This window comes from Streptomyces sp. NBC_00316 (assembly GCF_036158715.1).
Lineage (GTDB): Bacteria > Actinomycetota > Actinomycetes > Streptomycetales > Streptomycetaceae > Streptomyces.
In genome coordinates this window covers 4,719,172-4,737,649 of sequence record NZ_CP108023.1, presented here as the reverse complement: position 1 = coordinate 4,737,649, position 18,478 = coordinate 4,719,172, and the positions used below count along the sequence as shown (strand labels likewise).

At 69.4% G+C, this 18,478-nt stretch carries 12 protein-coding genes and 4 tRNA genes; 9 read left to right on the top strand and 7 right to left on the bottom strand.

Annotated elements, in window-relative coordinates; translation table 11 throughout:
- Window positions 1–204: 204 nt before the first annotated feature.
- Both OG878_RS21100 and OG878_RS21095 read right to left on the bottom strand, forming a co-directional pair.
- Window positions 205–2,484, bottom strand: coding sequence for a DEAD/DEAH box helicase (locus OG878_RS21100; protein WP_328888218.1), 2,280 nt, complete (start codon window positions 2,482–2,484; stop codon window positions 205–207).
- A 1,015-nt stretch (window positions 2,485–3,499) separates the two neighbouring features.
- Window positions 3,500–3,850, bottom strand: coding sequence for a metallopeptidase family protein (locus OG878_RS21095; protein ID WP_328888217.1), 351 nt, complete (start codon window positions 3,848–3,850; stop codon window positions 3,500–3,502).
- Between the two features lie 101 nt (window positions 3,851–3,951).
- Between OG878_RS21095 and OG878_RS21090 the strand changes: the two genes are divergently transcribed.
- The 4 genes from OG878_RS21090 (at window position 3,952) to OG878_RS21075 (ending at window position 5,852) form a co-directional block, all read left to right on the top strand.
- Window positions 3,952–5,487, top strand: a complete 1,536-nt coding sequence (locus tag OG878_RS21090) for a metallophosphoesterase family protein (protein WP_328888216.1) — start codon at window positions 3,952–3,954, stop codon at window positions 5,485–5,487.
- An 80-nt stretch (window positions 5,488–5,567) separates the two neighbouring features.
- Window positions 5,568–5,640 (top strand) — tRNA-Glu (locus OG878_RS21085).
- Window positions 5,641–5,678: 38 nt separating this feature from the next.
- Window positions 5,679–5,753 (top strand) — tRNA-Asp (locus tag OG878_RS21080).
- 22 nt (window positions 5,754–5,775) lie between these two features.
- Window positions 5,776–5,852 (top strand) — tRNA-Phe (locus OG878_RS21075).
- 64 nt (window positions 5,853–5,916) lie between these two features.
- Here OG878_RS21075 and OG878_RS21070 read toward each other — a convergent pair.
- A complete protein-coding gene (locus OG878_RS21070; RefSeq protein WP_328888215.1) occupies window positions 5,917–6,714 on the bottom strand; it encodes a DsbA family protein in 798 nt (265 codons plus the stop codon).
- A 182-nt stretch (window positions 6,715–6,896) separates the two neighbouring features.
- Between OG878_RS21070 and hrpA the strand changes: the two genes are divergently transcribed.
- From hrpA to OG878_RS21055, 3 genes are all read left to right on the top strand, one after another.
- Window positions 6,897–10,874, top strand: a complete 3,978-nt coding sequence (gene hrpA / locus OG878_RS21065; RefSeq protein WP_328888214.1) for an ATP-dependent RNA helicase HrpA — start codon at window positions 6,897–6,899, stop codon at window positions 10,872–10,874.
- 115 nt (window positions 10,875–10,989) lie between these two features.
- Window positions 10,990–11,064 (top strand) — tRNA-Asp (locus OG878_RS21060).
- Between the two features lie 139 nt (window positions 11,065–11,203).
- The gene (locus tag OG878_RS21055; RefSeq protein ID WP_328888213.1) at window positions 11,204–11,599 is read left to right on the top strand and encodes a DUF6274 family protein; all 396 of its coding nucleotides are present in this window, start codon (window positions 11,204–11,206) and stop codon (window positions 11,597–11,599) included.
- Between the two features lie 479 nt (window positions 11,600–12,078).
- Here the strand turns inward: OG878_RS21055 and bldC are convergent, their stop codons facing one another.
- Together bldC and OG878_RS21045 are read right to left on the bottom strand one after the other, a co-directional pair.
- Window positions 12,079–12,285, bottom strand: a complete 207-nt coding sequence (gene bldC, locus OG878_RS21050; protein WP_003949541.1) for a developmental transcriptional regulator BldC — start codon at window positions 12,283–12,285, stop codon at window positions 12,079–12,081.
- 564 nt (window positions 12,286–12,849) lie between these two features.
- Window positions 12,850–13,695 (bottom strand): hypothetical protein, encoded by an 846-nt coding sequence (locus OG878_RS21045; protein WP_328888212.1) that lies wholly within the window; start codon window positions 13,693–13,695, stop codon window positions 12,850–12,852.
- Between the two features lie 177 nt (window positions 13,696–13,872).
- Here OG878_RS21045 and OG878_RS21040 point away from each other — a divergent pair, with 177 nt between their 5' ends.
- Together OG878_RS21040 and OG878_RS21035 are read left to right on the top strand one after the other, a co-directional pair.
- The gene (locus tag OG878_RS21040; RefSeq protein WP_328888211.1) at window positions 13,873–14,955 is read left to right on the top strand and encodes a Leu/Phe/Val dehydrogenase; all 1,083 of its coding nucleotides are present in this window, start codon (window positions 13,873–13,875) and stop codon (window positions 14,953–14,955) included.
- 334 nt (window positions 14,956–15,289) lie between these two features.
- Window positions 15,290–15,547 carry a DUF3073 domain-containing protein gene (locus OG878_RS21035; RefSeq protein WP_030979949.1) on the top strand — a complete coding sequence of 86 codons (258 nt, stop codon included), beginning with the start codon at window positions 15,290–15,292 and terminating at the stop codon, window positions 15,545–15,547.
- A gap of 199 nt (window positions 15,548–15,746) precedes the next feature.
- Here the strand turns inward: OG878_RS21035 and purM are convergent, their stop codons facing one another.
- Both purM and purF read right to left on the bottom strand, forming a co-directional pair.
- Entirely contained in the window at window positions 15,747–16,814 is a 1,068-nt protein-coding gene (purM, locus tag OG878_RS21030) for a phosphoribosylformylglycinamidine cyclo-ligase (protein ID WP_277327073.1), read from the bottom strand.
- A 60-nt stretch (window positions 16,815–16,874) separates the two neighbouring features.
- Complete coding sequence (purF, locus tag OG878_RS21025) at window positions 16,875–18,401, bottom strand: amidophosphoribosyltransferase (protein WP_328888210.1); 1,527 nt, start codon at window positions 18,399–18,401, stop codon at window positions 16,875–16,877.
- Between the last annotated feature and the right edge of the window lie 77 nt (window positions 18,402–18,478).

The following is an 18,478-nucleotide window of genomic DNA, read 5'->3' as shown; positions in this document are numbered from 1 at the left end:
TCGTCGGGTTTATACCACCGGAAAGAACGAATCGAGCGGAGCCCCCCAGCCACGCTCCCCCATGCGAGTCGCCGGATGGTAACAGCCGCTCCACTTGCGGGGAAAGGGAAAACAAAAGCGGGCCCGCTCGTGAAGAGCGGGCCCGCTTCGGCTGTTCAGTTGTTCAGCCGTTCATGGGTCTACGCGTGAACGTCGTTGCGCAGATCAGCCGTTGCGCTTCCAGCGCGGCTTGTCGTCACGACGGCCGAAGGAACCGGTGTTGGTGCCGGTGCCCGTGCCACCGCGGTGGTCGTCGCGGCGGCCGGTCGGACGGTCGCTGCCACCGGAGCGGAAGCCGCCCGACGGGCGGTCGTCACGACGGTCGCGGTTGAACGGACGGTCGCTGCCACCGGAGCGGAAGCCACCGGACGGGCGGTCGTCACGACGGTCGCGGTTGAACGACGGACGGTCGTTGTCACGACGGAAGCCACCGGACGGACGGTCGTCACGACGCTGGAACCCACCACGGTCGCCGCCACGGTCGTCCCGACGGTCGCGGTTGAACGACGGGCGGTCGTCACGGTCGCGGTTGAACGACGGACGGTCGTTGTCACGACGGAAACCACCCGACGGACGGTCGTCACGACGCTGGAACCCACCACGCTCGCCACCACGGTCGTCCCGACGGTCGCGGTTGAACGACGGGCGGTCGTCACGGTCGCGGTTGAACGACGGACGGTCGTTGTCACGACGGAAACCACCCGACGGACGGTCGTCACGACGCTGGAACCCACCACGCTCGCCACCACGGTCGCCGCCGCGGTACCCACCACGGTCGTCCCGACGGTCGCCACCGCGGTTGTCGCGGCGGTCGAAGTTGCCCCGGTCGTCGCGACGGTCGTCGCGCGCGGCCGGCTGCTCCGGCACGGAGACAACGGCTTCGATGGCGGCCTCCGCCTCGGCGGCGGCCTCGGCCACTGCCGCCTCGGGGTCGTCGCCCCGCTCGCGCGCGGCACGGGCGACCAGGCGGTCGGCCTCCTCGCGGAGCTCACCGGCGCGGCGCTGGACGCGCTCCAGCTGCTTGGTCAGGTCGGCGACCTCGCGCTCCGCCTGCTTGGCGGCGTTGTTCGCGGAGTCGGCCTGGACCTCGGTCAGCGAACGGGCGCCGGTGATCTCGGCGACCTCCGGGTCGAACGCGCCCGCGCCGCCGACGATGTGGCGCGAGGCGTCGACGCCCGCGTCCTCCATCAGGCGGAAGATCTGGCGGCGCTGGTGCGGCAGCGCCAGCGAGACGACGACACCGGACTTGCCGGCGCGGGCGGTACGGCCCGAGCGGTGCAGGTAGTCCTTGTGGTCACCGGCCGGGTCCACGTTCAGCACCAGGTCGATGCCGTCGACGTGGATACCGCGGGCGGCGACGTCGGTCGCGACGAGCGCGTTGACGTAGCCGTCCTTGAAGTCGGCGAGCACGCGGGTACGGGCACCCTGCGTCATGCCGCCGTGCAGCGCGTCCGCCTTGACGCCCGCCTCGACGAGCTGCTCGGCGATGCGGTCGGCACCCAGCTGGGTACGGACGAAGATGATGGTGCGGCCCTTGCGGGCGGCGATGGCGGAGGTGACCGGCGCCTTGTCCTTCGGCTTCACGACGAGGACGTGGTGCGTCATGGTCGTGACGTTGCCCTGGGCGCTGTCGACCTCGTGGCTCACCGGGTTGTTCAGGTAACGCTTGACCAGCGTGCCGATCTCGTTCTCCATCGTGGCGGAGAAGAGCATGCGCTGACCGCCGACCGGAACCTGGTCGAGCAGCTCGGTGACCTCGGGCAGGAAGCCCAGGTCGGACATCTGGTCGGCCTCGTCGAGGACGGCGACCTGGACGTTCTCCAGGGAGCAGGCGCCCCGGTTGATGATGTCGCGCAGCCGGCCCGGGGTGGCGACGAGGACGTCGACACCGCGCTCCAGCGCGTAGATCTGGTTGCCCATCGACGTACCGCCGCAGACGACCTTCATCTTCAGGCCGAGCACGTCGCCGTACGGCTGAAGCGCGTCCGCGACCTGCATCGCGAGCTCACGGGTCGGGGTGAGGATGACGGCGCGGGGCTTCTTCTTCTCGGTGTGGCCGCCGGCCAGCGTGGCCAGGGTCGGCAGACCGAAGGAGAGCGTCTTGCCGGAGCCGGTACGGCCACGGCCCAGGATGTCCTTGCCGGCCAGCGCGTCCGGAATGGTCGCGGCCTGGATCGGGAAGGGCGCGGTCACACCGTTCTGCGCGAGCTTGCGGACGATGCCCTCGGGCAGGCCCAGGTCCCCGAAGGTGACGGTCGGCTCGGCGTCCTCGGCGTCGGCGGAGGCGTCCGCGGAGGTGGTGTCGTTGTCGGTGGTGGCCTCGGTGGAGTCGACGGTCTCGGTCGACTCGGACACCTCGGTGGCCTCGGCCACTACGGCCTCGGCTTCGGTGACAATCTCGTCGTTCTCGGGCATGACGGTGTTGTCAGAGCTGAAATTGGACATGCGAAATGCGAAACCTTCCGGAGTCTCGGCACGCGCCCATAACTCCGTGATTCGCAATTTCGACCGCCTCAATGCGGTCCAGCCACGGCAAGGGAGAGTACGCGCCACACGGCGCTCTTCTGTGTCGGCGCCGGGCAATGGGATCAAACGATCTACTACCATACGCACTCTCACCCACATTGCGCAAACCGCACTCTCCGGGCCGCGCCTCGAGGCCGGCTTTACACCGGCCCCACCTGCGGTGATACCTCGGGAGTCCGCCTCGCTCCCAGCCCGTCCGGCGCGCCCATAGCGCTGTTGCGGAGCTGGGCGGCCGGTGAATCGGACGGCCCCGGCGGCTGATCCGAGGGGCCGGGCGAGCTCGGCGGCTCGGGCGTGGTCGGCCCGGACGGCTCGGAGGGTCCCGACGGCTCCGACGACGGCCCCGCCGGCTGCTGCGGCCCGCCGGACCCCGGTTCCGAGGGCATCGGCAGATGCCCGCCCCGTGTCGGCGCCGGATCACCGGACCCGGTGCTCGACCGCCCGTCGCCGGGGCCGGCCGATGCGCCCGTGGAGGCGCTCGGGTCCGGCGATCCGGCGGTCTCCCGGTCGGAGCGCGGCTCGGCACCACTGCCACCGCGGGTACGGGCCCACCCCGCGCCGGCCGTGGTGGAACCGTCCGGCTCGGCCGCCGCCCCCTTGGGCCGGGCCGACCGCGACGGGACCGGTTTCCCGCCGTCGTCGCTGATGCTCATGCAGCCGGTGGACGCGGCGATCGTCACTGCGGTGACGGCTGCCCAACGAACGGGCACGGACAAGGCGGACATCTGGCGCACGGGTGGCACCTCCGGAAGGCGGGAAGCGAAGAGGGGCGGGCAGGACATGGAGGGGGGCACTGTGCCCAACTCCCGTTCCCCCGCCGGGGACACGCCCCGCGCCCCACCGAACCCCGATCGCCGGACTCCCCCACCCTCCCGGCCCCAAGGGCTCCGCACCCCGCCGCGCCCCGTTCCCGGGACTTCCCCGTGGCCGCGGATCAGCCGTAACCCAGCGCGTGCAGCCGCTCGTCGTCGATGCCGAAATGGTGGGCGATCTCATGGACGACCGTGATTTCGGTCTCGGCGACCACGTCCTCGCGCGACTCGCACATCCGCAGCGTCGGCCCCCGGTAGATCGTGATCCGGTCCGGCAGCACCCCGGCGTACCACTCACCGCGGTCGGTCAGCGGCGTGCCCTCGTACAGCCCCAGCAGTTCCGGATCGCCAGGGGCCGGTTCGTCCTCGACGAACACCGCGACGTTGTCCATCAGCCGCGTCAGCTCCGGCGGAATGCGGTCCAGGGCCTCGGCGACCAGTTCCTCGAACTCTTCGCGCGTCATCTCCAGCACCCCGCCATTGTCACGTAATCCGGCCCGCCCGGCTCCTGACCGCCACTCCCCGCCACCTCGCGCCCCGCATGGCCGCAGCCGTACCCGGGCATACGCGCCCAATGCCCCGCGACCCGTTCCGCGCAGCAATAACCACCGCAGTCGCCCGCGTCCGCCGCCACTACCGCCCCGCGACCACCAGCACCCTGGCCCCCACCCCGCATCCGTACGCCCACGCCCTGGGTCTGATAGCCGTCGTCGTGTTCGGCGCCTGGCTGGGCCTGCTGGTCGTCGGCAGTGTCCGTACGCCCGTGGGACCGATGGACACCACGATGACCCTGCGCCCCTCGCTCACCGGCGGCACGAAGATCAATGTGGCCCCGCTCGGCGCCCTGGAGCTGCGCTCCCACATCGCCCCGGTCCGCCTCGACGTCGACGTCGACCGCCTCGACCCGGTGCGCTCCGAGGCACTGGTCCAGCACCCCGAACGGCTCTCCGGCCTCCAGGAGGAGGTCGGCTCGGATATCTCCACCGGTACGCGCGATCTCGCCGTGCGCTCCTGTGTCGCCGTCGTCTCCGGTGCCACCGCGCTCGGCCTGGCCGTCTACCGCCGGCCGCGCCGCGCCCTCGCCGCCGGAGGGCTCGCGCTCGCACTCCTGGCCGCGTCCGGCGTCAGCGCGTACGCCACCTGGAACCCGAAGTCCGTCCTGGAGCCGAAGTTCTCCGGACTGCTCTCCAGCGCTCCCTCGGTGGTCGGCGACGCCCGCTCGATCGTCACCGAATTCGACGTCTACCAGCGTGAACTGGCCCGGCTCGTCACCAATGTGACCAAGCTGTACGACGCCACGTCGACGCTCCCCGTCTACCGGCCGGATCCCGCCACCCTCCGCGTCCTGCATGTCTCCGACATCCATCTCAACCCCGTGGCCTGGCAGGTCATCGGCTCGCTGGTCCGGCAGTACGACATCGACGTGATCATCGACTCCGGCGACACCATGGACCACGGCTCCGCCGTCGAGAACGGCTTCCTCGACCCGGTCCGGGACCTCGGCGTGCCCTACGTCTGGGTCCGCGGCAACCACGACTCGCGCCTCACGCAGACGTACCTGACGCGGTTCGGGAACGTGCATGTGCTGGACGACGGCCGCGCGGTGGACGTCGGCGGGCTGCGGGTGGCCGGCATCGGGGACCCCCAGTTCACCCCGGACCGCTCGGTGCCCGCCCAGGGCGCTGCCGCCGAGCGGCTGGCCGGCATGCGGCTCGCCTCCGCGCTGCGCGCCCAGGAGCAGGCCGGCACCCCGGTCGACATCGCCGTCACCCACGAGCCGGACGCGGCCCGCGAGACGGACGGCACGGTTCCACTGGTCCTCGCCGGCCATGTGCACCACCGGCAGAACGAACTGATGCCCTTCGGGACCCGGCTCAAGGTCGAGGGCTCCACGGGCGGCGGCGGACTTCGCGCCCTGCAGAGCAGGAAACCGGAGCCGGTGCGCGCATCGGTGCTCTATCTGGACCGCGCAACGCGCCGTCTGCAGGCCTGGGACGAGATCACGCTGGGCGGTCTCGGCCTGACGACGGCCGAGGTCAGCCGCCATCTGCCCGAGGAGAACACCCCGAAGGAGAGCCCTTCGCCGACGACTCCGACGACATCTCCGTAAACCGTTTTGGCGTTACCTCCGCCCATCCCATATGCTTCTCACGTCCCCGACGCGCTGGAAAGCGCGCAGGTGGGCCCTTAGCCCTCATCGTCTAGTGGCCCAGGACGCCGCCCTTTCAAGGCGGTAGCACGGGTTCGAATCCCGTTGGGGGCACGCTTTAACGTGTGCGAGACTTGTCTCGCACATTGCTTGGTCCTGTGGAGCAGTTTGGAGTGCTCGCCACCCTGTCAAGGTGGAGGCCGCGGGTTCAAATCCCGTCAGGACCGCTGCAGCTTTTATGCGCTGCGTGGCTGGGTAGCTCAGTTGGTACGAGCGATCGCCTGAAAAGCGATAGGTCGCCGGTTCGATCCCGGCCCCAGCCACCACTCGAAGGCCCCGTCCACCGGACGGGGCCTTCGTCGTGTCAGGCCTCTTCCCGCTCCGGGGAGTTCAGGCCAGGAGCGAAGTGGCCGGTGTCCGAGGCCACTTGTCGGTGTCCTTGGCGTCCTCGGTGTTCCCGGTCCCGCCGGCCGCTTCCTCGATCACCTGCGCGAAGACGGCCACCGGCTGGTACCCGACGATCGGACGCCCGTTGATCAGGAACGACGGGGTGGAGGTCGCACCGATGCCGTACGCCTCCTCCTGGTCCCTGCTCACCGCCGCCCGGGCGGCGGGGCTGTCCGCGTCGCGTGCGAACCGGTCGAGGTCCGCCACCCCCGCCTGCCGCGCGAGGGCCGTCAGCCTGGCCTTGCCGAAGCCCTTCTCCTTGACCCCTTCGGCGTACGCGGCGGCGTGGAACTGCCAGAAGCGGTCCTGCTGTCCGGCGGCCCAGGCGGCGCGCGCGGCGGCCTCGGACTCGGCGCCGAAGATCGGGAAGTTGCGCCACTCGATGCGCAGGGTGCCGTTGTCGACGTACTTCTTCACCAGGGCGGGTTCGGTGTCCCGGGCGAACCTTGCGCAGTGGCCGCACGTGAAGTCTGCGTACTCGATGACGACGACCGGTGCATCCACCCGTCCCCGCGCGAGCTTGTCGCCCGGGTCGCGGCGGGCGAGCTTCACCAGCTCGGGAACGACGCCGGCGGCCGGGCCGGCGGTGGCATCGGCGGCCGACGAGGAAACGGCGGGCTGGTGTCCGGGGTCGGTGGCCCGGTAGGAGGCGTAGCCGAGCAGTGCGGCGGCGAGGGCGACGCCGCAGCCGTAGATCAGCGGCTTCCCGGCGGACGGCTTCGACGAGGGGGCGTGAGGCATGGGCGTGGAATTCTCCGTGCACAGGGGGTCTGCGAGGACCAGGAGCCGGGAGTCACAGGACCGGTTGCCCGAAATGGTACGTACTGTGATCCCGCAGTTCCGTGCAGTCACCGCGGCCGTGACGCAGACCGCGCGAAATAGGTTCGCCGTTCCTCGGGCCCGGGTGCGATCCTGGGACCCGTATGTCTACTTCCTTTGCCGATCTCCAGTCCCAGCTCGGACAGCTCGCGCTCCGCGACGCACACCGGCTCGGCCGCCGCCTCGAAGGGGCGCGCCGGATCCGTAAGCCCGAGGCCCGGCAGGCCGTGCTGGACGAGATCGCCACCCAGGCCGGGAAGGCAGCCGAGCGGCTCGCAGCACGCGCCGCGCGGCTGCCCGCCATCTCGTACCCGGAAGAGCTTCCGGTCAGCCAGAAGAAGGACGAGATCCTGGAGGCGATACGCGACCACCAGGTCGTGATCGTCGCCGGTGAGACCGGCTCCGGAAAGACCACGCAGATCCCGAAGATCTGCATGGAGCTGGGACGCGGTGTCCGCGGCATGATCGGGCACACCCAGCCGCGCCGGATCGCGGCCCGTACGGTCGCCGAGCGCGTCGCCGACGAGCTGAAGACCCCGCTCGGCGAGGCGGTCGGCTGGAAGGTCCGCTTCACCGACCAGGTGAACCCGGACGCCACGTTCCTGAAGCTGATGACGGACGGCATCCTGCTCGCCGAGATCCAGACGGACCGCGAGCTGCTCGCCTACGACACGATCATCATCGACGAGGCCCACGAGCGGTCGCTGAACATCGACTTCCTGCTCGGCTATCTGGCCAGGCTGCTGCCCAAGCGCCCGGACCTGAAGGTCGTCATCACCTCGGCGACCATCGACCCGGAGCGCTTCGCCCGGCACTTCGGTGGGGTCGCCGCCGTGGACATGACGGGCGGCGAGGGCGGCGCGGAGCAGCAGGGCGCGCCGATCGTCGAGGTCAGCGGACGTACGTACCCCGTCGAGGTGCGCTACCGGCCTCTCCTGGAGGAAGAGGGCGACGACTCCGACCGCGACCAGATCACCGCGATCTGCGACGCCGTGGACGAGCTCCAGTCGGAGGGCCCCGGCGACATCCTGGTCTTCCTCTCCGGCGAGCGCGAGATCCGCGACACCGCGGACGCCCTCAACAAGAAGAACCTCCGCCACACCGAGGTGCTCCCGCTCTATGCGCGCCTTTCGCACGCCGAGCAGCACCGGGTGTTCCAGCGCCATACCGGCCGCAGGATCGTTCTGGCGACGAACGTCGCCGAGACCTCGCTGACCGTCCCCGGCATCAAGTACGTGATCGACCCGGGCAACGCCCGCATCTCCCGCTACAGCCACCGCACCAAGGTCCAGCGGCTGCCGATCGAGCGGATCTCGCAGGCCAGCGCCAACCAACGCAAGGGCCGCTGCGGCCGTACGTCGGACGGCATCTGCATCCGGCTGTACTCCGAGGACGACTTCCTGACCCGTCCGGAGTTCACGGACGCCGAGATCCTCCGTACGAACCTGGCGTCCGTCATCCTCCAGATGACTGCGGCCGGCCTCGGCGACATCGAGAAGTTCCCCTTCATCGACCCGCCGGACCACCGCAACATCCGCGACGGTGTGCAGCTGCTCCAGGAACTCGGCGCGCTCGACCTGGAGGAGAAGACCCCCGGGGAGGGGAAGAAGGGGCAGCGGCTGACGCAGCTGGGACGCAAGCTCTCGCAGCTGCCCGTCGACCCGCGCCTGGCCCGTATGGTCATCGAGGCCGACCGCAACGGCTGCACGCGCGAGGTCATGGTCATCGCCGCCGCGCTCTCCATCCAGGACCCGCGCGAGCGGCCCTCGGACAAGCAGACGCAGGCCGATCAGCAGCACGCCCGCTTCAAGGACGAGACGTCGGACTTCCTGGCGTTCCTGAATCTGTGGCGGTACATCCGCGAGCAGCAGAAGGAGCGCGGCTCGTCCAGCTTCCGCCGGATGTGCAAGCAGGAGTACCTGAACTTCCTGCGCATCCGCGAATGGCAGGACATCTACGCGCAGCTGCGCACGGTCGCCAAGCAGATGGGCATCCATCTCAACGAGGAGGATGCGCCGGAGCAGGCAGTGCACACCTCGCTGCTGGCCGGGCTGCTGTCGCACATCGGGCTGAAGGACACCGATAAGAACGAGTACCTGGGGGCGCGCAGCGCCAAGTTCGCGATCTTCCCGGGGTCGGCGCTCTTCAAGAAGCAGCCACGGTTCGTGATGTCGGCCGAGCTGGTCGAGACGTCCCGGCTGTGGGCGCGGGTCAACGCCAAGGTCGAGCCGGAGTGGATCGAACCACTGGCCCAGCATCTGCTGAAGCGCACCTACAGCGAGCCGCACTGGGAGAAGGACCAGGCGGCCGTGATGGCATACGAGCGGGTCACGCTGTACGGCGTACCGATCGTCGCCCAGCGCAAGATCAATTTCGGCCGTATCGACGCGGAGACATCCCGCGATCTCTTCATCCGGAACGCACTGGTCGAGGGCGACTGGCGGACGCACCACCAGTTCTTCCACGACAACCGCAAACTTCTCGGCGAGGTCGAGGAGTTGGAGCACCGCGCCCGCCGCCGCGACATCCTCGTGGACGACGAGACGCTCTTCGACTTCTACGACCAGCGGATCCCCGAGCACATCGTCTCCGGTGCGCATTTCGACTCCTGGTGGAAGCACAAGCGCCGCGACGAGCCGGACGCGCTCGACTTCGAGCGGTCGATGCTCATCAACGAGAAGGCCGGGGCCGTCACCAAGGACGACTACCCGGACTCCTGGCGGCAGGGCAAGCTCAAGTTCAAGGTGACGTACCAGTTCGAGCCCGGTACGGACGCGGACGGCGTGACCGTCCATGTCCCGCTCCAGGTGCTCAACCAGGTCACCGCAGAGGGCTTCGACTGGCAGATCCCCGGTCTGCGCGAAGAGGTCGTCACCGAGCTGATCCGGTCCCTGCCCAAGCCGATCCGCCGGCATTACGTCCCCGCGCCGAACTACGCGGGCAAGTTCCTGGACCGGGCGGTGCCCCTGCAGGAGCCGCTGCCGGCCACACTCGCGCGCGAGCTCCAGCGGATGGTCGGCGTCCCGGTCTCCGCCGACGACTTCGACCTGTCCCGGATCCCGGACCACCTGAAGATCACGTTCCGGATCGTCGACGAGCGGCGCCGCAGGGTGGCCGAGGACAAGGACCTGGAGGCGCTGAAGCTCCAGCTGCGCCCCAAGGCCCGTCAGGCCCTCTCCAAGGCCGCTGCGGGCCCGTCTGGCGAGTCCATCGAGCGGTCGGGCCTCACGGACTGGACGATCGGCACCCTGAACCGGGTCTTCGAGACCCGGCGGGCCGGCCAGCCGGTCAAGGCGTACCCGGCGCTCGTCGACCAGGGCGAGACCGTGGCCGTGCGCCTCTTCGACACCGAGGCCGAGCAACTGCAGTCCATGTGGCGCGGCACCCGGAAGCTGATCCTGCTGAACATCCCGGTGAACCCGGCCAAGTTCGCCTCGGACAAGCTGACGAACCAGCAGAAGCTGGCCCTGTCCCGCAATCCGCACGGCTCCGTCCAGGCGCTGTTCGAGGACTGCGCGACCGCGGCCGCGGACCGGCTGATCGCCGCGCACGGCGGGCCGGCCTGGGACGAGGAGTCGTTCCGGAAGCTGTACGACAAGGTCCGCACCGACCTCGTCCCGCTGACCGAGCGCACGGTCGCCCAGGTCCAGCAGGTACTGGCCGCCTGGCAGGCCTGCGAACGGCGCCTGAAGGCCACCGGCAGCCTCGTCCTGGTCAACAACGTCACCGATGTGCGGGACCAGCTCGCGGCCCTCGTACCGCCGGGATTCGTCACCGCGACCGGGCTGCGCAGGCTGCCCGACCTGATGCGCTATCTGGTCGCCGCGGACCGACGGCTCCAGCAGATGCCGACGGCCGTCCAGCGCGACACCACGCGCATGGAGAAGGTCCACGAGATGCAGGACGAGTACGCCTGGCTGCTCGAACAGATGCCACAAGGCAGGCCCGTTCCGCAGGAGGTCCTGGACATCCGCTGGATGATCGAGGAGCTCCGGGTCAGCTATTTCGCGCACGCCCTGGGCACCGCGTACCCCGTCTCCGACAAGCGGATCGTGAAGGCGATCGACGCCGCGGCGCCGTGATCCCGGCGGTCCGGGGGACGTAACCGGACGGCCACCAGGAGTGAGGTCGACCAGAGCCTCCAAACTCCTGTACAGTCTGTTTTCGCAGGCAGCCGCAAGGCGGCCGCGAAAACCTGGTCCTGTGGAGCAGTTTGGAGTGCTCGCCACCCTGTCAAGGTGGAGGCCGCGGGTTCAAATCCCGTCAGGACCGCAGTAACGAAAGCCCGGATCCTCAAGGATCCGGGCTTTCGCGTGTCTTGACTCCGGCAACTGCCAACGAGTACTCAGACAACAGGGGCTGCCCCTGTTCCTCGGCGCGGGGCGGCGCGTTCCACCGGGAGGTGGCGCGGATGGCTGCATCCACAGCGAGGCACGAGACCCGCGCACTTCTGCGCGCCCACCTGGCGGCCGCTTCCGGCTACCGGCATCTCACCCGGCACTGCCCGATCTGCCACCGGCTCCTGCGGCTCGCCATGGAACCCTCCGACGACCTCATGGAACCCTCCGCCGACTTCCTGGAGCCCGTCGGCGACCTCACGACGGCGAACGGTCCCGTGGCGGCCGCCACAGAGCCCACGGAGCCCACGACGGCCGCCGGGCCCCCTCTCTCCTCCGCACCGCCCGGCTTACCCGGCGGTGCGTCAGCAGCCGTTCCGGACACCGTCGTCATCGCCGCGCCCGTCCACGACCCCGATGCACCGGCCGGCGGGGCGCGGGCCGAAAGCGGAAGTCCCGTCGCCCCGTGACCGACGGCCGGGAATTCCACTTCTGCGCAGTGGCGGGATCAGCCTTGGCAAGAGCAGGGCCATGTGACGGGAGTCACTGAAAGTGTTTTGAGAAAGGGTGACTTTACACCCTTCCTACAACTGGCGAATTTAATATGTGCAATTGCACCACCCGGACGGGGTCACCGCGGGACCGTCAGGTGAGCCCTTCGAGCCCGTCCGGCAGGTGCGAGCAGACCCGCACAACAGCCGGCGACAAGCCGACGTACAGCCGATCCCCAGCCCGCCCCCAGGCCCGTCCCGGGCCCGCCACCCGTCCGCGCGGGCACAAAAAAAGATCGCGCTGGACCCGGCGGAGTCCAGCGCGATCAAAACGACTTACCCGTATTGCACAGGAATGGCGCCCGTTGGGGCGAGCGCCCGTCGTGTGGAGCTATGGGTGGGCGAACACGGGTTGGGGGACCCGGGCAGCCCGGTTATGGCGCGGCGACAGGGGTGTGTCAGGCCTCGCTGCGCTGCTGCGGAATACCCGCAAGCAGTGCGCGGACCTCTGCCTCGCGGTACCGGCGATGTCCACCGAGCGTGCGGATGGACGTGAGCTTGCCTGCCTTGGCCCAACGGGTGACCGTCTTCGGGTCCACGCGGAACATCGTGGCAACCTCAGCCGGGGTCAGCAGCGGCTCGGCATCAGGGGTGCGAGCGGTCATGAGCGGCCTCCTCGGGAGAACCGAACCATCTCGGTTCTTTCCTCTAAATTCTGCACCTTGGCCCACGTTGCCCGAAATGGCGGACGCGGGCCGAGTCGGTTATAGGACGAACGGCTTGTCCTCGGCACTACAACTACACCATCCGTCCAGCCGCGTCGGCCAAACCGATGGAATTGCCCTCCCAGGTGTTCATCAGCGACGGAAGCCGATGGACCATGCCATAGCGGACAGTCACACCACAGTGACGATCAGTCACAGAGCGATCAGGAGCCATCAGACCCCCCATAGCGTGCAATGCTGAGCATTCCGCCCATACTTGGACGGATGGAGTCCTCCCCGGACTCCTTGTCCTATTTTGGCACGAGGAGTAGGGAAGGACGCAAGGGCCCCGTTAGTGCTATCCATCACCCTTGAGTCAAAGGCCCGGTTCGGGACGTAGGTCCTAAGGCCACAGGATTACACCCCCGCCCCTTGGCCCCCACCACTCACACGAGTCACAAGGAACAACGGTTCAGGCCCGGTTCCGCCGGAGTCGCTCGGAGGCCCGGCCGGAGTCCCTCGGGATCAGTTGGCGAACTGGCGGTCCCTCACGGCCCGCCACCGCTCGGCCAGCCGCCCGTACGCCTCGCCCGCCTTCTCGGTGTCGCCGGCCTGGAGCGCCGCGATGCCCTCGGCGACGTCCAGTGCCGACCGGTCCTCCGCGAGCTGCTTGGCCGACAGGGTGTGCACGAGGCCGCCGTAGTCCAGCTCGACCAGTGCGCGCGGATGGAACTCCTCCAGCCAGCGCCCCACGTCCACCAGCCCTTCGGTCAGCGGGCCCTCGTCGGCGCTCTCGCGCAGCGCCTTCAGCGCCCGGGCCAGCCGGCGCCGCGCCTGCACCATCGGGGTCCGGTAACGCAGCACCGGCGCCTCCCCCTCGGCAGCCCCCTCGGTGTGCTCCCGCTCCTCGTCGGAGAAGAGGACGAACCAGCGCACGGGGACCTGCCACACCGTGGTCCGGATCCACGGCCGGGCGTCCGGATTGCGCTCCGCCCACCGCTCGTGGTCCGCGACCGCCTGCCCGCGCACCACCGGCGGCAGCACCGCGTCCAGCACCGGCGCCGGGAACATCTCCGCCAGCTCCTCCAGTGCCAGCCAGCCGCGCAGCCGGGTCCGCCACGGGCAGACGCACACCACACCGTCCACCTCGGCGACGAACGCGTCCCCGCTCTCGTGCACCGGCACCCCGACCGGCGGGGTGGCCACCAAGTCCGCCAGCGAACGCCGCAGTTCGTCCTGGGCCGTGGGAATGCGGGCACGCCCCGCGTACCGGGCCCAGTGGGCGCGCTCCGGTTCCGGGAAGGCGGCCAGCGGTTCGTAGACCCGGAGATAGGACGCGTAAGGGACGAGCACCGAAGACACCACCGACATGCAGCAAATCGTGTCACGCCCGTACTCCGCCAGGGGGTGATCCTCAGCACTGGAACAGATCTGCGTCTTCGCAGGACTTACGCTCTTGCCCAAGCCGGACCGGCCGCACCGGTCGGTCCGGGACCCTCCCCACCTTCAGGAGGGTCTTCCGCCGCTTCGTACTTGGGAGTCACCACAGTGACCGATGTGACCGACGGCGTCCTGCACACCCTGTTCCACTCGGATCAGGGGGGCCACGAGCAAGTCGTGCTCTGCCAGGACCGTGCCAGCGGCCTCAAGGCCGTCATCGCCATCCACTCCACCGCCCTGGGCCCGGCCCTCGGCGGCACCCGCTTCTATCCGTACGCCTCCGAGGAGGAGGCCGTCGCGGATGCGCTGAACCTGGCGCGCGGCATGTCGTACAAGAACGCCATGGCCGGTCTCGACCACGGTGGCGGCAAGGCCGTCATCATCGGCGACCCCGAGAAGATCAAGACCGAGGAACTGCTTCTGGCGTACGGCCGGTTCGTGGCCTCGCTCGGCGGGCGTTACGTGACCGCCTGCGACGTCGGCACATACGTCGCCGACATGGACGTCATCGCCCGCGAGTGCCGGTGGACCACCGGCCGCTCCCCGGAGAACGGTGGCGCCGGGGACTCCTCGGTCCTCACCGCGTTCGGCGTCTTCCAGGGCATGCGGGCCTCGGCCCAGCACCTCTGGGGGGACCCGACGCTGCGTGGCCGAAAAGTGGGGGTCGCGGGCGTCGGCAAGGTCGGCCGCCACCTCGTCGAGCATCTCCTGTCGGACGGCGCCGAGGTCGTCATCACGGACGTACGGGACGAGTCGGTGCGCCGGATCACCGAACTCCACCCGGAGGTCTCGGTCGCCGCGGACACCGCCACGCTGATCCGTACCGAGGGCCTCGACATCTACGCCCCGTGCGCGCTCGGCGGCGCGCTGAACGACGACACCGTTCCGGTGCTCACGGCCAAGGTGGTGTGCGGTGCGGCCAACAACCAGCTCGCGCATCCGGGCGTCGAGAAGGACCTCGCGGACCGTTCGATCCTGTACGCCCCCGACTACGTGGTGAACGCGGGCGGTGTCATCCAGGTCGCCGACGAGCTGCACGGCTTCGACTTCGACCGGTGCAAGGCCAAGGCATCGAAGATCTTCGACACCACGCTGGCCATATTCGCACGTGCGAAGGAAGACGGCATTCCGCCGGCCGCAGCGGCCGACCGGATCGCCGAGCAGCGGATGTCCGAGGCCCGCCGCGGCTGACCCGGTCACCGAGGGTCGCGAGAGCCTCACCGGGTGTCTCCCCCGCCCGCGGCCTCCAGGGACCCACTGATCCGCCGACCTGCGAGACAAGACTCACGCCGGTCGGCGGGTCGCATGCCAAGAAGAGGTTAAAATCGCAGTTGACCAGCGAGGACGGGGCTTCTTGCTGGTCCTGTTCCGGGGCGTGTGATGCGGGCGGCGTACCGTATGGCCACGGAAGCAGGTACCGTTAAAGCCCTACGGGCACGGTCTCTCTGCCGAGAGTCCGTCCTGAAACATGAACGCGTGTCAAGACTCTGGGGCCGTCGAGCCCCGTCACCGAGGGGGTCGAGCCATGGGGCGCGGCCGGGCAAAGGCCAAGCAGACAAAGGTCGCCCGCCAGCTGAAGTACAGCAGCGGCGGGACTGACCTGTCGCGTCTGGCCAATGAGCTGGGCGCATCGCCTTCGAGTCAGCCACCGAACGCAGAGCCGTTCGAGGACGACGACGAGGAAGATGACCCGTACGCACAGTACGCGGATCTGTACAACGACGACGATGACGAGGACGAGGACGATCAGTCCGGTCCGTCGTCACAGCGCCGCGGCGCTTGACCTCGCGCTGACACAGAACCCGGTCCGGGCCTGCCCGGACCGGGTTCTGTGCTGTCCCGGTCCGAACGAATCCTCAGGGTCCGGCTGGACCGGCTCCGTGCGACCGGACGATCCATGACCGGCCGGTGTGTCGCCGGCTGCTCCCCGCCGCCGGGCAGGCGTGACCTCACAGCTGCCCGGCGGCCGGGGGCACAGCGCCTCAGCGCGCGTACGAACCCGTGAGCTCAGCGCCGGTTGCGTGCGCGCCGCGCTCCGTGATCTCGCCTGCGACCCAGGAGTCGACCCCGCGGTCGGCCAGCGTCGTCAGCGCGGCGTCCACCGATCCCTCGGGGACGATCGCGATCATCCCGACGCCCATGTTGAGCGTCTTCTCCAGCTCCAGCTGCTCGACCTGCCCGGCCTTGCCGACCAGATCGAAGACCGCACCGGGCGTCCAGGTGGAGCGGTCGACCGTGGCGTGCAGGCCGTCCGGGATGACGCGGGCCAGGTTGTTGGCGAGACCGCCGCCGGTGACGTGGCTGAAGCCGTGCACCTCGGTCGTACGGGTCAGCGCCAGGCAGTCCAGCGAGTAGATCTTCGTGGGCTCCAGGAGCTCCTCGCCGAGGGTGCGGCCGAACTCCTCGACGTCCCGGTCCAGCGCCCAGCCGGCCCGGTCGAAGACGACGTGGCGGACGAGCGAGTACCCGTTGGAGTGAAGTCCGGACGACGCCATCGCGATGACCGCGTCACCCTTACGGATACGGTCCGGGCCGAGCAGCCGGTCGGCCTCGACGACGCCCGTACCGGCGCCCGCGACATCGAAGTCGTCCGGGCCGAGCAGACCGGGGTGCTCGGCGGTCTCGCCGCCGACCAGGGCGCAGCCCGCAAGGACACAGCCTTCGGCGATGCCCTTCACGATGGACGCGACACGCTCGGGGTGCACCTTGCCGACGCAGATGTAGTCGGTCATGAACAGCGGTTCGGCGCCGCAGACGACCAGGTCGTCGACGACCATGCCGACGAGGTCGTGGCCGATCGTGTCGTACACGCCCATCTGGCGGGCGAGGTCGACCTTCGTGCCGACGCCGTCGGTGGCGGAGGCGAGCAGCGGACGCTCGTAACGCTTCAGCGCCGAGGCGTCGAAGAGGCCGGCGAAACCGCCGAGGCCGCCGAGGACCTCGGGGCGCCGTGTCTTCTTCACCCACTCCTTCATGAGCTCGACGGCACGGTCACCGGCCTCGATGTCGACGCCCGCTGCCGCGTAGGAAGCACCTGTTGTCTCAGACATTGCCTGGGATCTTTCGTGTGGAGATACGGGGCTGGTGGCAGGGCTGGGGTGCCAGGCCGGTCACGGACGACGCAGGGCGTCGGCCGCTGCGGTGGCCGCGGGGCCCGCCGCCAGCTCGGTCTCCAGCAGCTGCTTGCCGAGCAGCTCCGGGTCCGGGAGCTCCATCGGGTACTCGCCGTCGAAGCAGGCACGGCACAGGTTCGGCTTGGCGATCGTCGTCGCTTCGATCATCGCGTCGAGCGAGATGTACGCGAGCGAGTCGGCCCCCATCGACGTGCAGATCTCGTCGACGGACATGCCGTTGGCGATCAGCTCGGCGCGGGTCGCGAAGTCGATACCGAAGAAGCAGGGCCACTTCACCGGCGGGGACGAGATCCGGATGTGGATCTCGGCGGCTCCGGCCTCGCGGAGCATCCGGACCAGTGCGCGCTGCGTGTTGCCGCGGACGATCGAGTCGTCGACGACCACCAGGCGCTTGCCCTTGATGACTTCCTTGAGCGGGTTCAGCTTGAGACGGATACCCAGCTGGCGAATGGTCTGGGACGGCTGGATGAAGGTCCGGCCGACGTACGCGTTCTTGACCAGACCGGCGCCGAACGGGATGCCGCTGGCTTCCGCGTAGCCGATGGCGGCGGGGGTGCCGGACTCCGGAGTCGCTATGACCAGATCGGCCTCGACCGGGGCCTCGGCGGCCAGCTTGCGGCCCATCTCCACCCGGGAGAGGTACACGTTCCGCCCGGCGATGTCGGTGTCGGGGCGGGCCAGATAGACGTACTCGAAGACACACCCCTTGGGCTTCGCTTCCGCGAAGCGCGAGGTGCGCAGACCGTTCTCGTCGATGGCGACGAGCTCGCCCGGCTCGATCTCACGGACGAAGCTGGCGCCACAGATGTCGAGGGCTGCGGACTCGGAGGCCACCACCCAGCCGCGCTCCAGCCGGCCGAGGACCAGCGGGCGAATGCCCTGCGGGTCGCGGGCCGCGTAGAGGGTGTGCTCGTCCATGAAGACGAGCGAGAAGGCACCCCTGACATCGGGAAGCACCTTGGCGGCGGCGTCCTCGATGGTGAGCGGCTTGCCGTCGTCGTCGGTCTGGCCGGCGAGCAGAGCGGTCACCAGATCGGTGTCGTTCGTCGCGGCGACCTGGGTGGCGCGGCCTTCCTTGCGGGGAAGGTCGGCGACCATCTCGGCGAGCTGAGCCGTATTGACCAGGTTGCCGTTGTGACCCAGGGCGATCGAGCCGTGCGCGGTGGCACGGAACGTCGGCTGCGCGTTCTCCCACACCGAGGCACCGGTGGTGGAGTAGCGGGCATGACCGACCGCGATATGGCCCTGGAGAGATCCCAGAGACGTTTCGTCGAAGACCTGCGAGACCAGTCCCATGTCCTTGAAGACCAGGATCTGGGACCCGTTGCTCACTGCGATGCCCGCGGACTCCTGTCCACGGTGCTGCAGGGCATACAGTCCGAAATAGGTGAGCTTGGCGACCTCTTCGCCCGGAGCCCAGACACCGAAGACGCCACAAGCGTCCTGGGGGCCTTTCTCTCCGGGGAGCAGGTCGTGGTTGAGTCGTCCATCACCACGGGGCACGCCACCGAGTGTAGGCGAGATCGACCATCGGTCCGAATTGGGGACACCCCGCCCGAGCACCGGGGACGAGCGCCGGG

Coding starts and splice junctions, on each gene's coding strand:
- OG878_RS21100 (WP_328888218.1), bottom strand. CDS start 2,484: ATGTCCAATTTCAGCTCTGACAACACCGTCATGCCCGAGAACGACGAG.
- OG878_RS21090 (WP_328888216.1), top strand. CDS start 3,952: ATGCCCCGCGACCCGTTCCGCGCAGCAATAACCACCGCAGTCGCCCGC.
- OG878_RS21070 (WP_328888215.1), bottom strand. CDS start 6,714: ATGCCTCACGCCCCCTCGTCGAAGCCGTCCGCCGGGAAGCCGCTGATC.
- hrpA (WP_328888214.1), top strand. CDS start 6,897: ATGTCTACTTCCTTTGCCGATCTCCAGTCCCAGCTCGGACAGCTCGCG.
- OG878_RS21055 (WP_328888213.1), top strand. CDS start 11,204: ATGGCTGCATCCACAGCGAGGCACGAGACCCGCGCACTTCTGCGCGCC.
- bldC (WP_003949541.1), bottom strand. CDS start 12,285: ATGACCGCTCGCACCCCTGATGCCGAGCCGCTGCTGACCCCGGCTGAG.
- OG878_RS21045 (WP_328888212.1), bottom strand. CDS start 13,695: ATGTCGGTGGTGTCTTCGGTGCTCGTCCCTTACGCGTCCTATCTCCGG.
- OG878_RS21035 (WP_030979949.1), top strand. CDS start 15,290: ATGGGGCGCGGCCGGGCAAAGGCCAAGCAGACAAAGGTCGCCCGCCAG.
- purM (WP_277327073.1), bottom strand. CDS start 16,814: ATGTCTGAGACAACAGGTGCTTCCTACGCGGCAGCGGGCGTCGACATC.